This window comes from Paenibacillus sp. SAFN-054 (assembly GCF_051966755.1).
Taxonomy (GTDB): domain Bacteria; phylum Bacillota; class Bacilli; order Paenibacillales; family Paenibacillaceae; genus Paenibacillus_AQ.
Genome location: NZ_JBQCKS010000001.1, coordinates 634,070 through 648,105, shown reverse-complemented (window position 1 = coordinate 648,105; position 14,036 = coordinate 634,070). Strand labels below are relative to the sequence as shown.

General features: G+C 52.2%; 13 protein-coding genes. 4 read left to right on the top strand and 9 right to left on the bottom strand.

Features of this window, described 5'->3' with window-relative positions; translation table 11 throughout:
* Positions 1–2: 2 nt before the first annotated feature.
* The 3 genes from pdxR to ACTHPM_RS03155 form a co-directional block, all read right to left on the bottom strand.
* The gene (gene pdxR / locus ACTHPM_RS03165) at positions 3–1,451 is read right to left on the bottom strand and encodes a MocR-like pyridoxine biosynthesis transcription factor PdxR (RefSeq protein ID WP_440395334.1); all 1,449 of its coding nucleotides are present in this window, start codon (positions 1,449–1,451) and stop codon (positions 3–5) included.
* A 288-nt stretch (positions 1,452–1,739) separates the two neighbouring features.
* Positions 1,740–2,189 carry an OsmC family protein gene (locus ACTHPM_RS03160; protein ID WP_440393725.1) on the bottom strand — a complete coding sequence of 150 codons (450 nt, stop codon included), beginning with the start codon at positions 2,187–2,189 and terminating at the stop codon, positions 1,740–1,742.
* 34 nt (positions 2,190–2,223) lie between these two features.
* The gene (locus ACTHPM_RS03155; protein WP_440393724.1) at positions 2,224–3,150 is read right to left on the bottom strand and encodes a radical SAM/SPASM domain-containing protein; all 927 of its coding nucleotides are present in this window, start codon (positions 3,148–3,150) and stop codon (positions 2,224–2,226) included.
* A gap of 192 nt (positions 3,151–3,342) precedes the next feature.
* Here ACTHPM_RS03155 and ACTHPM_RS03150 point away from each other — a divergent pair, with 192 nt between their 5' ends.
* From ACTHPM_RS03150 to ACTHPM_RS03140, 3 genes are all read left to right on the top strand, one after another.
* Complete coding sequence (locus tag ACTHPM_RS03150) at positions 3,343–4,173, top strand: protein-glutamine gamma-glutamyltransferase (RefSeq protein WP_440393723.1); 831 nt, start codon at positions 3,343–3,345, stop codon at positions 4,171–4,173.
* A 218-nt stretch (positions 4,174–4,391) separates the two neighbouring features.
* Complete coding sequence (locus ACTHPM_RS03145; RefSeq protein WP_440393722.1) at positions 4,392–5,642, top strand: methyl-accepting chemotaxis protein; 1,251 nt, start codon at positions 4,392–4,394, stop codon at positions 5,640–5,642.
* 153 nt (positions 5,643–5,795) lie between these two features.
* A complete protein-coding gene (locus tag ACTHPM_RS03140; RefSeq protein WP_440393721.1) occupies positions 5,796–6,413 on the top strand; it encodes a TetR/AcrR family transcriptional regulator in 618 nt (205 codons plus the stop codon).
* Positions 6,414–6,527: 114 nt separating this feature from the next.
* Here the strand turns inward: ACTHPM_RS03140 and ACTHPM_RS03135 are convergent, their stop codons facing one another.
* The 3 genes from ACTHPM_RS03135 to ACTHPM_RS03125 form a co-directional block, all read right to left on the bottom strand.
* Positions 6,528–7,274 (bottom strand): SDR family NAD(P)-dependent oxidoreductase, encoded by a 747-nt coding sequence (locus ACTHPM_RS03135; protein ID WP_440393720.1) that lies wholly within the window; start codon positions 7,272–7,274, stop codon positions 6,528–6,530.
* 128 nt (positions 7,275–7,402) lie between these two features.
* The gene (locus tag ACTHPM_RS03130) at positions 7,403–8,698 is read right to left on the bottom strand and encodes a glycosyltransferase family 2 protein (RefSeq protein ID WP_440393719.1); all 1,296 of its coding nucleotides are present in this window, start codon (positions 8,696–8,698) and stop codon (positions 7,403–7,405) included.
* A gap of 194 nt (positions 8,699–8,892) precedes the next feature.
* On the bottom strand, positions 8,893–10,677 hold the full coding sequence (locus tag ACTHPM_RS03125) for an ABC transporter substrate-binding protein (protein ID WP_440393718.1): 1,785 nt from the start codon (positions 10,675–10,677) through the stop codon (positions 8,893–8,895).
* A 129-nt stretch (positions 10,678–10,806) separates the two neighbouring features.
* On the opposite strand from ACTHPM_RS03125, the gene ACTHPM_RS03120 reads away from it, so the two are divergent.
* A complete protein-coding gene (locus tag ACTHPM_RS03120; protein ID WP_440393717.1) occupies positions 10,807–11,004 on the top strand; it encodes a hypothetical protein in 198 nt (65 codons plus the stop codon).
* 80 nt (positions 11,005–11,084) lie between these two features.
* Here ACTHPM_RS03120 and ACTHPM_RS03115 read toward each other — a convergent pair whose 3' ends face one another.
* From ACTHPM_RS03115 to ACTHPM_RS03105, 3 genes are all read right to left on the bottom strand, one after another.
* Positions 11,085–11,765, bottom strand: a complete 681-nt coding sequence (locus ACTHPM_RS03115) for a hypothetical protein (RefSeq protein WP_440393716.1) — start codon at positions 11,763–11,765, stop codon at positions 11,085–11,087.
* Between the two features lie 96 nt (positions 11,766–11,861).
* Positions 11,862–13,346, bottom strand: coding sequence for a HAMP domain-containing sensor histidine kinase (locus ACTHPM_RS03110; RefSeq protein ID WP_440393715.1), 1,485 nt, complete (start codon positions 13,344–13,346; stop codon positions 11,862–11,864).
* Positions 13,325–14,020, bottom strand: a complete 696-nt coding sequence (locus ACTHPM_RS03105) for a response regulator transcription factor (protein ID WP_440393714.1) — start codon at positions 14,018–14,020, stop codon at positions 13,325–13,327. The genes ACTHPM_RS03110 and ACTHPM_RS03105 overlap by 22 nt, the downstream gene beginning before the upstream one ends.
* Positions 14,021–14,036 lie beyond the last annotated feature (16 nt).

The window sequence follows — 14,036 nt, the reverse complement described above, 5'->3', positions numbered from 1 at the left end:
GCTTATGCCTCCATTCGTTGTTTGACCGCTTGGCCGATGATTTCGATGCCCCGCCGAAGCTCGTCGTCGGTTACCCTTGAAAAACCGAGCCGAAGCGTGTTCGAGCCGCCTCCATCCGTGAAAAAAACGTCCCCGGCGGTATAGACGACCCCCTGCCGGTAACAGTCGGCAAGAAGTTCACGCGCATCCATCCCCTCCTCAAGCTCAATGAACAAATGCAGCCCACCCGATCCCGTCAGGCGCTTATGGGGAATGAACTCGGTGCAGTAGGCAACCGCCAGCTCATGTTTGCGCTTGTATTCCGATTTTGCCCGTTTCAAGTACTTCTCGAAATTGCCGTTATGAAAATACTGGTACAGCACCGCCTGATCGAGCGTGGACGTATGAATGTTCCGTGCCCTTTTCACGCTCACGAGCGCGTCAACCAGCTCACGGTCCGCCGCAATCCAGCCGATGCGGATGCCGGGGAATAAAATCTTCGAGAAGCTCCCCAAATAAATGACGCTGTTCCCTTCGCCGCCGAAGGCTGCAAGCGGCGCCATGTGGGAGCCCGAATACCGCAGCTCTTCATTGAACCCGTCCTCGATCAGTGGAATCCGATGCTTGGCAAGCAGCCGCAGCACCTCCACCCTTTTCTCCGCCGACATGACGACACCTGTCGGATTATGGTACGAAGGCGTGAGATACGCCAGTCCGAATTCCTGCTCCTCCAGCGCTTTCTGGAACAGGTCCATCCGCACGCCGTCCTGATCCATGGGAATGCCCGTAACTTCGTATCCGTGAAGCCGGGAAATTTTGATCGCGGTATGGTGCGTCGGATTCTCGCACAGGATGTGCTTCCGGGGCACTTCCAGGGAAGAGACGATCATGTCGTATGCTTCGGTGAAGCCATTCGTAATGAGAATGTCCTTGCCCTCCATGTCGACGCCCTTCGCTTCCATGTATCCGGTCAGGTATTCGATCAAAGGCTTGTAGCCTTTGGCATAGCCGTAGTTAAGCAGAATCTCTCCTTCCAGCGACATGCGGTCCAGAAATGCCCGTTTGACGCTGGCCAGATCGAACAGCTTCTCATCCGGCGCGATGCTCGCGAAATTAATCATACCCTTTTCGCCGCGCAAGTCGCGCTTCATCAGATCATTCTCTACCGCCTGTCTCGTCCTTCCGTTCAGCTTCTGGGCCCAATCGAGCGACCACGAAGGTACGGAAGCGATGCCCACCTTGGACACGAAGCTTCCCTTGGAATGAACCGTATAGATGAATCCCTCTTCCTCAAGCTCCGAATATACGGTCACCAGCGTATTGCGGCTGATTCCCAGCATCGTGCTCAGCTCCCTCGTGGACGGAAGCTTCTGGTCGACCCTGCCCTTGCCTTTGGTAATCCACTGCTTCAAATATTCTTTGACCTGCACCGTAAGCGGCCGGCCTTCAATGATCTTAAAATCGGTGAACATCATGCCATCCCTCCATAGCTAATCTTTGCATAATCCCGCAGCAGAAGAAAGAGCCACAGGGATGCGTTTTGCCGCCTCTTGTGGTACGGCATGGAAACCATGCAAAAAGGACGCCCTCAGGTCCGTAGACGAACTCTGGGACGTCCTATCTATAAGCTGTGCATCTGCGCGGCCGCGCATACAACCTGTGCTCCTTCGCCTCGAACCAGCTCGAACAGCTCTGGGCGGGCATTGCCGGATTTGTCATTCACCGGTCACGTTTAAAGCTGCCTTGCCTTGTACACTCAGCTATACCGGATTTTTCTCAATGCGCGGCTCCGTGTTGATTGCCACATTACCGGCTACTGCACGCGAAATCATGCAGGAGCTTTCCGCTTTTAGCGCCAGCCGGCGCGCATGCTCGATGTCCTTCTCCGATGCTTCGCCCTTTAGCAGTACATGAGGTTTATGCGTGATACTGACATACGTGAAGATGTTGTTCGTCACGTCCACAATCCCTTCCGATTCCAAGCTCAGCTTGTCCACCGGCAGTCCGCCCCTCTCCATCACTGCCGCAAGCGTGATTAAGTAACAGGTCGCTGCGGCGCCGAGCAGCATTTCGTCCGGATTGGTCCCGATGCCGGGACCTCCCATTTCTTTCGGTATGGATATAGCCGTCTTCAGCTGCCCAGCTTCAATTCTTCCCTCGCTGTTGCGTCCGCCGTCCCACTCCGCTTTCAATAGAAACGAATGGTTCATGTTGGATTCATTCTCCCCTTTCGACTCATCGCTGTCAGACCGTTACTGCTTCCTTGTCTGCATCGTCGGCGAATCCGTTCGCCTTATGATTGAACCGTTTCCGGTAGCCGCATTTGCGGCATAGCTCCTCCACGACCTCGCGGCGGGAAAAACCATCCACAATGTTCCTTGCGCGCTCGCCTTCAATAATATTGTGAAAGTCATCCTTATAAATGTTACCCAGGTTAATCACGCCTTCTCCGTCCAGACAGCAAGGAATGACGGTGCCATCGACCAGAACGCCTGCCTGATTGCGAAGACCGTGACAGAACCCCGGACCGAAGTCCTCCTCCGCTTGCAAATCGGGCCATTCAAACTCGTGATCCATATTGATGTAGATGCGGTCGGCAATTTTGATCCCTTTTCCCGGCTCAACCTTCTCGTCGATTCTGTAATTCAGATTAAATTCCCGTTCGATATATTCCAGCATTTCACGGTTGCGGCTCTTCTCCAGATTCGTCGCGTTGTCCATATCCAGATTCCACAGGCGCAGCGATACGATCAGATTCGAACCCGTTACCGCCTCCTTGACGAAATTCAGTACCTTGGCGATGTACAAATCCTTGTCCTTGGAGCCTTCATGGCCGTCAAAGCTGTGAAGCGAAAAGTTCATCTGCCGAAGTGCCGGCTTATTCATCAGCTTGGGTCCCGCTTTATGCAGCAGGGTTCCATTGGAAGTGATGTTAACTTTAAAGCCCTTCTCATGGGCGATATCCAGCAGCTGATCGATATGGGGATGCAGCAGCGGTTCACCCTTGACGTGAAAATAAATATAGTCGGTATAAGGCTTGATCTCGTCCAGCGTATGGGTAAATTGTTCGATCGTGATATAGTTGGTCGCCCTGTGCGTAGGCGGGCAGAAAGTGCATGCCAGATTGCAGCGGCTGGTCAGCTCAACGTAAAACTTTTTGAATCTTTTCATTAGGGTTGCTCCAGTCTGTTCCATATAATCGTTCTTGCCTTACAAAATATTATAGTAGAAACCGGAGTATAGCAACCTTGGATGCCGCTTCTGTCATAACCCCGGCCGCAAAAATATGCGCCAATATGACATTTATACGTTTGTCCGCATCATATGCTCTACTTAGGCTGCAGAAAGGAGCGTGAAGCGGTTTTGATTCTGATCGGTAATCAGGAAGCCGTGCTGGAGGTCGGAAACTGGCCGGCATTATGGCAAAAAATTTACCTTTCCAAGAAAAACAGCCCTGAAGTGTACCGTTATGTCTCGCTCTCCCACCTGTTATTCGAGCTGAGACTCAGGACGGCCATCGTGGAAGCGGCCAAAGCGCTCAAACGAAGCGGCGCCCAGTTCGAAGACTTCGAGCATTCCCACTGTAATGGGCAGTACTGGAATTTGAACAGCAGGGGCGGATTTGAACTGAGGCGGGACGTAACTCCGGCGGAGGGCATCCGGGATATTTTCGCGAATGGAACCCTTTACGGTTTCGAGTGCGCAACTGCGATAGTCATTGTTCTATACAAGGGAGTGCTGGACTCCATTCAGGAAAGTGACTTTAACCGGATGTTTGCAGACCTGCTGCTCTACGACTGGCATTACGACAGCGACTTGCGGCTTATTGAGAAATATGGGGCTTCCCAATCGTTGCCGGGAGATGTGCTGTATTTCAAAAATCCGGACGTCAACCCGGCCCAAATTGAATGGCAAGGAGAGAACACAATCAAGATTGAGGAAGATCTGTATTATGGACACGGGATCGGCATCGTCCCTTCCCAGGCGATCATAACCAAGCTGAACCGGCACCGCATACCGGGGAGTATGGTATCCGCCTATCAGACCGACCAGGTCATCCACCCGGATTTCCTGTATCTGTCCCAGTTCGAAGCAGGCGGTTCAGGCCTGAACCCCGACCTGCTGCACCAGGCATTCATACAGGAAGGCGCGATTGCCTCCCGGATCGGAAGACGCCGTTATGTGCGTGCCTGATATATCTATAGAAAGGAAACACACTTCTCCGGTCCATTACTTTTGTTTAAGCTGCCGCATTTTGCGTCAGCTTTTTTCATGACCTGCCTAGAGGTATATCGAATCATGTCAAAAGATTTATACATTTTAGCTTATTTTGTAAACGTTTATAGACCATTGATCCGGGTGAGTGCTATAATATGGTAGAATTAGTACATACTAAGGAGGTCCTTTTTCCTATGTCGTGGTTGCAAAATCTTCCGCTGTCCCAGAGAGTGATCGCGGGGTGCTATCTGGTTGCGGCTTTGTTCGCCATACCCGCCCTTGTGATCTTTATCTTGATCGGCAAAATACTCATCGGTTTGATTTTCGTGGTTGTGTTGGCAGCGCTGACATACCCGCTTGCCCGGTTTGTCGAGAGAACGCTTACATCTTCATTTGAGAACATTGCCAATGTAACGGCCGGGATCGCCAAGGGCGACTTTACCAACCGTGTGGACGAATCCGGCTCGATGGGTGACGTCAGCCGTTCCTTCAACAGCATGGTGGACAAGCTCAAGAAAATTTTGACCGACGCATCCGGCATCACACGTAAGGTCATCGAAGCAAGCCGCGGCATTGCCGACAAGAACCAGGAGCTCAAAACCGTCATGGCTTCCGTTGCCTCCGCTTCCAACGAGCTTGCCATCGGTGCAGGCGAAATCTCGGAAGACGTCTCCGGCATGACCGAATCGATTCAGGATATCGAGCTCAAGGTCGGCAACTATGTCCACTCCACCAAGGAAATGAAAAAGCAGTCCGATTTGACGCTGGGCTTCGTCGAGAAAGGACGCCAGTCCGTCGAAAGACAGGCCGACGGCATGCGCAAAAACGTGGAAGCGACAGAAAAGGTAGCCAAAACCATCGATGCGCTCTCCAAGAATGCATACGGCATCAACAAGATTACCAAAACGATCTCCGAGTTGGCAGAGCAAACCAACCTCCTGTCTCTGAACGCATCGATTGAGGCGGCCAGAGCCGGCGAACATGGCAGAGGTTTTGCCGTTGTCGCACAGGAAGTACGCAAGCTGGCCGAGGAATCGACAGCTTCAACGCAGGAAGTGTTCGGGCTCGTAAAGAGCATAGAGCTCGGCATACATCAAGCCATCGAGAATATTCAAGTCAACGAGGAAGTCGTCCGCCTGCAGAATGAAATGATTCGTGAAGCGGAGCAGATTTTCTCGAATATCGTGGAAAGCGTTCAATACATAACCGAGCAGATCACTGCCCTCTCCAATGAAAGCGATATGATGCTCGAAAGCGCCCAGAAAATCTCCGGTGCCATCCAGAATATTTCAGCCATTACGGAGGAATCTTCCGCGGGTACCGAGCAAGTATCGGCTTCCATGAACGAACAGATGAAGTCCATCGAGGCTGTCGTGGAGGAAACCGAAGCAATGAGAGAAGCTGTGTTCCAGCTACAGAAAACCATTCAGATTTTTAAATTCTAAATTTCCCGCATAACGCAGTCCTGGGTCCTTCGCCCTTATTGAACCGTTTACCATTCCGTTATATGATGAATAGACACTTCACACGAAATTGAACGAAAGTCCCCAGGGGCTTTCGTTCCTTTTATTCCAGCAGGATTTTGGAGGTATGGATCAATGGCTTCCCAACAACGAATGGATCCCCGGGTCATAAGAACGCAGCGGCTGCTGAAAAATGCTCTTTTCGATCTTTTGGAGGAACGGGAATACGAACAGGTTACCGTCCAGAACATCGCAGATCAAGCGACGGTCAAACGGGCGACGTTCTATCTACACTATAGTGATAAACAAGATCTTGTCCAGCAATGCATTGCAGAACTGCTGAACGAGCTCAGCGAATCCATCTTGAATCAGCAAGACGACTTGCCCTTCGATTTCCACAGCGGGAAAGCCCACCCGATCTTCATCCGGATGTTTCAGCATGTCAGTGCGCATTTTTGCCAGTATCAGGCACTGCTCGTGAATAACCGCATCCCTGCGTTCTCCGCAGGCCTTCTGGACGTGCTGCATCATTTCATATCGGAAGGCATCAATAGGACGGAGCCCGATGACTCTAATTTGTCCGCAAGAAGGGATGTCGTTATCAAGTATGTCGAATCCGCATTCCTCGAGATCATCATCTGGTGGGTGGAGAATCAAATGCCCTACCCGGAAGAGGAAATGGCCGAGATGCTCATGAATTTATCGATCATGGGTCCCTATCGTATGCGCCCCGATGGAATTATGCAGCCATAATATAACATCCCTGACGGATGGATATCCGTTCAGGGATGTTCTGCGTTAACCCGAAGCCGACAATGGAATGTTGCCGCTCCAGCTTTCGGGCACATCTGAGCTGGATTGTTAAGATTACAAGGCTGTCCAGCCGCCGTCGATCACAAGCTCGGCCCCCGTCATGAAACGGGACTCATCCGATGCGAGGAAAAGCACGCCATAGGCGACGTCTTCAGGTTTGCCAAAGTAAGGGAGCTGAGTGAACGTTTTGTAATACGGAGTGGCATCCTGGAAGCTTGGCGCAGTCATCGGCGTTTCAATGATGCCCGGATGTACGGAGTTTACCCGCACGCTTTCTTTGGCAAACTCCACGGCTGCCCCTTTGGTGATCGCACGAAGCGCGCCTTTGGCCGCAGTGTAGGCACTGGAGCCTGCCATTCCAACGATGCCCCCGATCGAGGAAATATTGATGACCGAGCCGGAGCGGTTCTTCTGCATTTCCGGAATCGCGTATTTCATCCCCAGCATGCATCCGTTCAGATTGATATCCAGCACCTTGTTCCACTGCTCCATCTCCAGATTGGCAATCGTCATGGTCGTGGATATTCCTGCATTATTGACGAGTACATCCACCTTGCCATAACGTCTTACCGTCTCCTCCACGACATGCTTCCATTCTGCCTCGGTCGCCACGTTATGCTTCATGCCGACAGCCTCGCCGCCTGCCTGTTTGATTTCATCCACAACCGCTTGCAGTGCAGCTTCATTCAGATCGGTGGCGACCACCTTCGCCCCTTCGCTTGCAAACAATTTGGCTTCCGCCGCCCCCATGCCGTTCGCTGCACCTGTAATGATGGCTACTTTACCTGTTAGTCGTCCCATGTATCCTCTTCCTCTCTATGATTCTTGCTGAAATGTTGTAATCGATTACAACGAAAGTATACACTTATTCGTCTATTTTGTGAAGTATTTTACACTATGTCTTTTATCTTCAATGTCATCAGTTTCGATCAGATAAGATACGTCGTTCGAGCCCATGCACACCACTTTGCATATTGCTCCTGGTTCTTTCGGGTAATGCTGTTGAACCGGATTCGGCGATTATAGACGCATTCGTTCCAACAAAATGCACCCCCTGCTTGAAGCAGCCGGAGAATCATATGCATGTCTTCATATAGGCGTCCTGCAACCGGATCATCCGTGCGCCAGCCTCCCAGCATGCGCAGCGTCTCGGTCCGCATCAGCCTGGGAGCGAGCGGGACCCCCGCTTGAAGCAGCTCGCTCCCGTTCAGCCGCTCCGGACTTGAATATGTCCCCCGATACGACAGGTTCCTGGTGATATCCTGCCTCCACTCCGCATGATTTCCATAGACAAGCACCGTGTCGCGGTTCAAGACTGATGCGATTTTGTTCCATTTTTCCACGCAATCGGCGTCAAGCCAATCGTCAGCGTCCAGCTCCAGCAGCCACGGGGCGCGAACATGAGGGAGAGCTGCATTTAAGGCAGCCGCCTTGCCTACGTTACGGGCGAGCCTCACGTAGTGAATGCGCTCCGGTTCTTCGGCTGCCAGCTGCTCCATCCATGCCGGCGTGTCATCGGTCGATCCGTCATCAATCAGCAGCAGCTGCCAACTTGCAGAGGTTTGGCTTATAACGCTTTGCGCAGCCCAGCGGAAGTAATCAGCCTCGTTGTATACGGCAAGAACGATGGAAACCTTGGGAATAGCAGCATTCTCGAAGGGATTCAATGCATTGTCTAAAGGCTTGAAGAAGGGCGCGAGCTTAACCCACTCCAGCTCCTTGCGCTGCCAGTCCTTGAATTTGCGTCTTGGAGGAGCCCATGCCTTGGAACGAACGGAGCGCCCGGCAGTGGTCCTCGACATAAGATGCATCAGCTGCCATTCCATTAGACCGTCAAATGGATAAGGTGAACCACAAAGAAATGAGAGTCCCATTTCTTTCATCATACGCAGATTCCATAGGATGGGCCCAGCCTCTCCAGGCCGGAATTTGGACTTTAAAACGGATGCCTCCTCATCAGTCAACAGGTGTACCCATGGGAGCGTGTCCCGCTCCAGCTGCACAGCGAACTGCTCCATGCTTCCTTCCATGCCTTCATGAATGATGCTGCCCGCCCGAATCGTCATGCATGCCGAATCCGAGGCGCCTTCGAGCGCTTCATTCGCTATATGCACGGAGCCGGCCGGCACCGGCACGACGCGGTGGAGCGGCAGCAACAGCGAGATTGAATCCACAGTCAGCCCCGCATCGGTTGTGCGGTCTGCTCCTAGTATAAAAATGATCATTTCCCCAGCTCCTTTCCACATCAACGCTACTCTGAATCCGCTGTTCCAACAGCATCAGAAGCTTCGGTTTCTTCTATGTATCCATATGGCGCGGCCGGATGCGTGATCGTCGACATCCACGCATGTGCATGAAATTCCGCACAAAAAAAGCCGCCTATGCAGGCAGCAGGTGAAGAGGATGACTCTACATTTAATTAATCATGCTTCTCAAGCCAAACATCCTTAAAATCGATAAAGCCCAGGGCGTTCAGGCTGATGCCGCGTACGAATGGATGTAAAAACGTATTCAGCTGGCGGTGGTGGAGGAAGATCACCGACGCTTCGTCCCGCAAATACTGTTCGACTTCGCGTAGAATCATCCGTCTTGTCTCAACGTTTCCTGCACTCAGCGCATCATCGATTCTCGCCTGAATCCAGCTCATGCGCTCCTCATTCAGATACTTCTTCAGTACGCTGCTCCGGTTCTCATAGGTTTCGATCTCGCAAACCTCATCCTCGGCGAGCACAATGCTTGACATGGTCAGGTCGGCGACATGCCATGACTTGTAATCCACCATTTCCGTGCTTATTCCCCATTCCGACAGACGTTTCCGGATCCACTCCGCATCTTCCTTGTATTTATCGTATATCGAAATTCGAATCGTTTCCCCGTTGTATGCGGCTTCCTTCAAGGCAGCCCGAACGCGTTCCGGACGAAGCGGATCAATGACGTGCGCGTGACTGTCGTCCGGCCGGAAGCCGAAGGCAGGAAGAATGCGAGCTCCGCCCAGCTCAGCGATCATTTCTCCCGGCTGGATAATCATGCGCACCGCTCTGCGGAAGGCTTCGGATTGCTGCGCGCCATCCCGGTTTAAATTCCAGGACAGTAACGTGCAGGCCTGCCTCAGCTTCCCGGGATTGTTCCGGCTGTAGTCCTGCTCATCCGCTCCTTCTTGCCGGAACTCCCCCCATGTATGCAGGACAGCTGGGTAACCGATGGACTCCGGATTGCAATCTTCGGGCATAATGACAATATCCACGCCGTCCAGATATGGCCTGCCATCATGGTATGCAGTATGCGCCGCGAGCTCGATCCGGTGCTTCGTATACGATATGACCCGGAACGGTCCGGTGCCGATCGGCAGCAGCCAAAAGGAATTTTCTTCTATCCCGGCCAGTTCAAAAGGAAGTATCGAGGCACCCACTGAGCACATAAAGCGGTCGAAGATCCGGTTTGGTTTCCGTAATCGGATGCGCAGCACGCGCGGGCCTAACGCTTCAATCGCCTCCACCTCACGCAGAATCCACTCATTTTGAGCTCCTTTTTTCAAGCGTTCGAACGTATAGGTGACGTCTTTGGATGTCAGCTCCTGTCCATTATGGAACCGGATGCCCTTGCGCAGGTAAAAAGTCCACTCGGTGGCATCCTTATCTGACCTCCAGTGATGGGCGATCCCTGGAACGATCCGTTCAAGCTGCTCATCGAATGACAGCAGCCGGTCGAAAATTTGCCGCTGCAAGTGCGAATCAAACGCATAATTGGCTTCCGCCGGATCCAGCGTCTTGGGAGAAAGGAGAACGGGGAAGATCAGCGTATCGCTGCCGGGCAGCCCTTCGCTCCCTTCTTCCTTTTTATACCCGAAATGCCCGTTCAGCCAGTCGATAAATCTCTCTTTGGCCTGAGTTCCGATTCCATAATTGCTTAGCATCTCAAAGGCCTGCTTATAGTCCCCGCTCTTGGCCAGCCCGATGGAAAGCTGATAGAGGAAGCCCTCCTTGCCTTCTTGAAACGTAATTTGCGAATAATGGCCTCGCCCCCGCCCCGGGAGCCACTCAATCAGCTGTTCCTCCACAAGCTTTTTCAGAATGAGCTTTGCGTTTCGCACGGTGCAACATAACGCATCCGCCAGCTCCTCTAATGTGACTTTAACCGCAGTTCCCGCTTCGTTTCCGCCGGCAAACCGGCTGTACAGCATCAGGTATTGCTCCTTCAACAGCATTCGTCTTCACCCTCCTTCGATAGCTTTAATGCCTAAAAGGGGAAAATCATTTTCGCAAGTATACACTTTTTAGTCCCTTTTGGATAGCTCATAATTGGAAACAAATAGAACGAAACGAGGGAGAAACGTATGCTGGAGTATTTTACTGTAGAAAAGCTGCTGGAATATGATCAAGCCGACCGTAAGAACGCCGTAACCATCCAAAGGGAACAGGAGAAGCTGCTTATATATCAAGCGATTGAACGCAAGGCGATAAAGGGGAAGTGGTATGCCATCCCTTTGCGGTTATTCCGCAAAGCGCATCGGCGCCAGCGCTACCGAGCCTGATCCCATGTGATGCGATACCGATCATAAAATGACAAAAAGCCGGGATGCTGTCATCCTGGCTTCCTTTCTGAGCTGCATACTTATTTCTTGGTATCCATTTTCTTGGCACCGACCATCAAGCCTGTATCGCCTGGATCAAGGAGCGAAATTTCCGAAATGGCCCAAATATCATGGGCTCCCCCGCTCTCCTTCTCAATCACCAGACTGGCTCTGCCCGTATCGTATACTGCGCCGGAAACGATCAGCGGATAGTCAAACGAGATTTGAACTTTATCCGCTGACAGGATTTGTTTTTGCATCTGCGTCACCGTACCCATATGCGGACTGGAGCCACCCGTAACCCAGTAGTTATCGGAGAATTCCTGTTTGGTTCGCTCCTGCATGGCTGGCGTCATCACCGCATATTGCAGTGAACCACTTCTTGTCTGGATGCCGCGAATCCAGAACTCGGCCGCTTCTTCAGGGGTATTGGCCTTCAGCGCTTGCTGCAGGCTGTGAACCTGCCTTGCCAGCTCGGTGGCTTCAGGCATGGAAACGTAGAGGCTGCCGTCTTTATAAGTGACTTCCCCCTTGATCAGTTCCATCATTGCACGTAGCGATACCATAGCGGTGCCGTCTTCCATCTTCAGCTTCAAATAACTGCTCGCGAACTCTTCCTTATCGATATAAAGCCGGGGACCTGCCGTTACGGCCAAAGCGGAACCGGATAACAGCGAGAATGCGGCAACGGCCGCAATGATGATTTTGCTTCTTTTTTTCATCGTTCCTATTCTCCTAACGGACCTCTGTTATTTATTTACAGTTCCATTTTAGTAGAATCATCACGGTTGAAGGTTACATGCCGGTTACGTTTTGGTTTAAAATTCCACATGATTTGCTTCCGCACCGTCCGTGCGAATCGTAAACCGGATACAGGCTCCGCCTCCTTGCCGGTTGAATGCGTGAATCTTTCCTCCGTGCTTCTGAGCGATCATCTTGGCGGTATAAAGTCCCAGTCCGGACTGCCCCTGATTCCCCCTGTAAAACTTGTTAAAAAGATAAGGCACATCCTTGGCTTGGAAGCCCGTGCCGTTGTCGCAAACCTCGAATACCAGATATGCGGCCTGCCGTCTGATATGGACCCCGATCCAGCCTTTACGGGCCGGAAGATAGCGGACGCTGTTCGAAATCAGATTGTCCAGTACCTGACTGATTCTCTGCACATCCATGAATAGATGTTGACCATAATCCGGCGACTCGTCCTCATATTGAAATGAAAAAGCAGCCTGCTGAGAGCTGCAGACATAACCGATCTCGCGTTCCTTGTCCTGCAGAAAATCCGCCAAAGATACCCTCGCGGCTCTGAGCGGGAAGTACTCCATGTCTTTCTCGGATGCTACCTGCACATCTTGGATCAGACGATTGACGCGCTGGATATTGTCTAGGGTGACCTTGAGATGGGCTTCGGCCTTATCCCGCGGCATGCCCGGCGTGTCAGCCAGCATTTCGACGTTTCCCTGGATCACCGTCATCGGTGTCCGGAAATCATGGGCAATCGCATCCATCATGTCCCTGCGCTCCTGCTCCAGCTTCCACTCTCTTAGCAAAGAGTCCTTGAGCGCGCTCCGCATATTTTCAAAGGATTCCGTCAGCAGTCCAAGCTCGTTATCGGCCTTATAACTGACCGTAAAGTCAAGATCCTGGTCGCGAATCCGCTGGGAAGCCTCGATAAGCTCATGCACCGGCCTGGCAATTCTTCTGCCGAACCTCGCCGCGAATAAATAAGTGAAAATCGCTATGTACATAAACGGGGATACCAGGAAAATCAATATCATCCCTACGTTGACCCAATTAAACGCTGAGGTATGCTTACCCGAAACCTCCAGCTTATATTGAAGCAGGAGGGCGCCTAGCAAATCCCCTTTTGCTGAAATGATCGGGGCCACACGCAAATACTGCCCTCCAAAACGCAAGGAACCGCCTACGGATACCGTTTTGTTCAGCTTATCCATCAGGGCTGAGCGGTTTGGAATTTTCTGCTCGCGTAACGTTCCATACACCGGTTTGCCGTCCAAATCCACGACCTGATACTTGATTCCTTCAAGTGGAATTCGCTGCTCAAGCTCCGCCCGGCTGTCAGGCTCCATGAGCGCTTCATGCTGCGAGCGGGCGTAATTCACGATATGGGGAAGCTTATTTTCATAGGCGTTCGCGGGCTGGAGCCAGCTTATTCTGGACAGCCCCCATAATCCGAACCCAATCGTGATCACCGAACAGATGACGCTCAGCACCATCGTCCAGATGAATGTTAGAATCAGCTGCCTTTTCAGGGGGAGTCGTTCTATGAATCCGATCTTTCCCATTTGTAGCCGACCCCCCATAACGTTGAAATATAGCTGCTTCCCGGATCATGGCTGCCCAGCTTGGCACGGATTTTCTTGATATGCTCCGTGACCGTGCTGGTATCGCCGCAGGCTTCGAGTCCCCAGATCCGGTCGTAAATTTGCTCTTTGGAGAATACCTGCCCCGGATGAAGCGCCAGCATTTCCACGATATCGAATTCCTTTGCCGCCAGAGGCACGACCGCATGATTCACATGCACTTCCCGTCCCTTAAGGTCGATCCGAAGCACGCCATAACGAAGCAGGGAACGATCCTGCGCGTGATCCCGGCCCCTCCGGCTGCCTCTCAAATGTGCGCCCACCCGGGCTTTAAGCTCACGCAGGCTGAAGGGCTTCGTAATATAATCATCCCCGCCAATGGACAAGCCCTGAATGCGGTCCGCCTCCGTCTGTCTTGCACTCACGAACAGAATCGGACAATGGACCTCGTCCCGGATCATTTGGCAGAGCTCAAAGCCATTCATTCCCGGCATCATCACATCAAGGATGATCAAATCCGGCGCCTTGGACAGCAAATTCAGCGCTTGCTGCCCATCCGAAGCGGTCCATACCTCGTACCCCTCCGCCGTCATCGCCTGCTCAAGCAGAGATACGATATCAGCCTCGTCGTCTACGATCAAAATTTTCTCCTGCATAACCCACTCTCCTGCT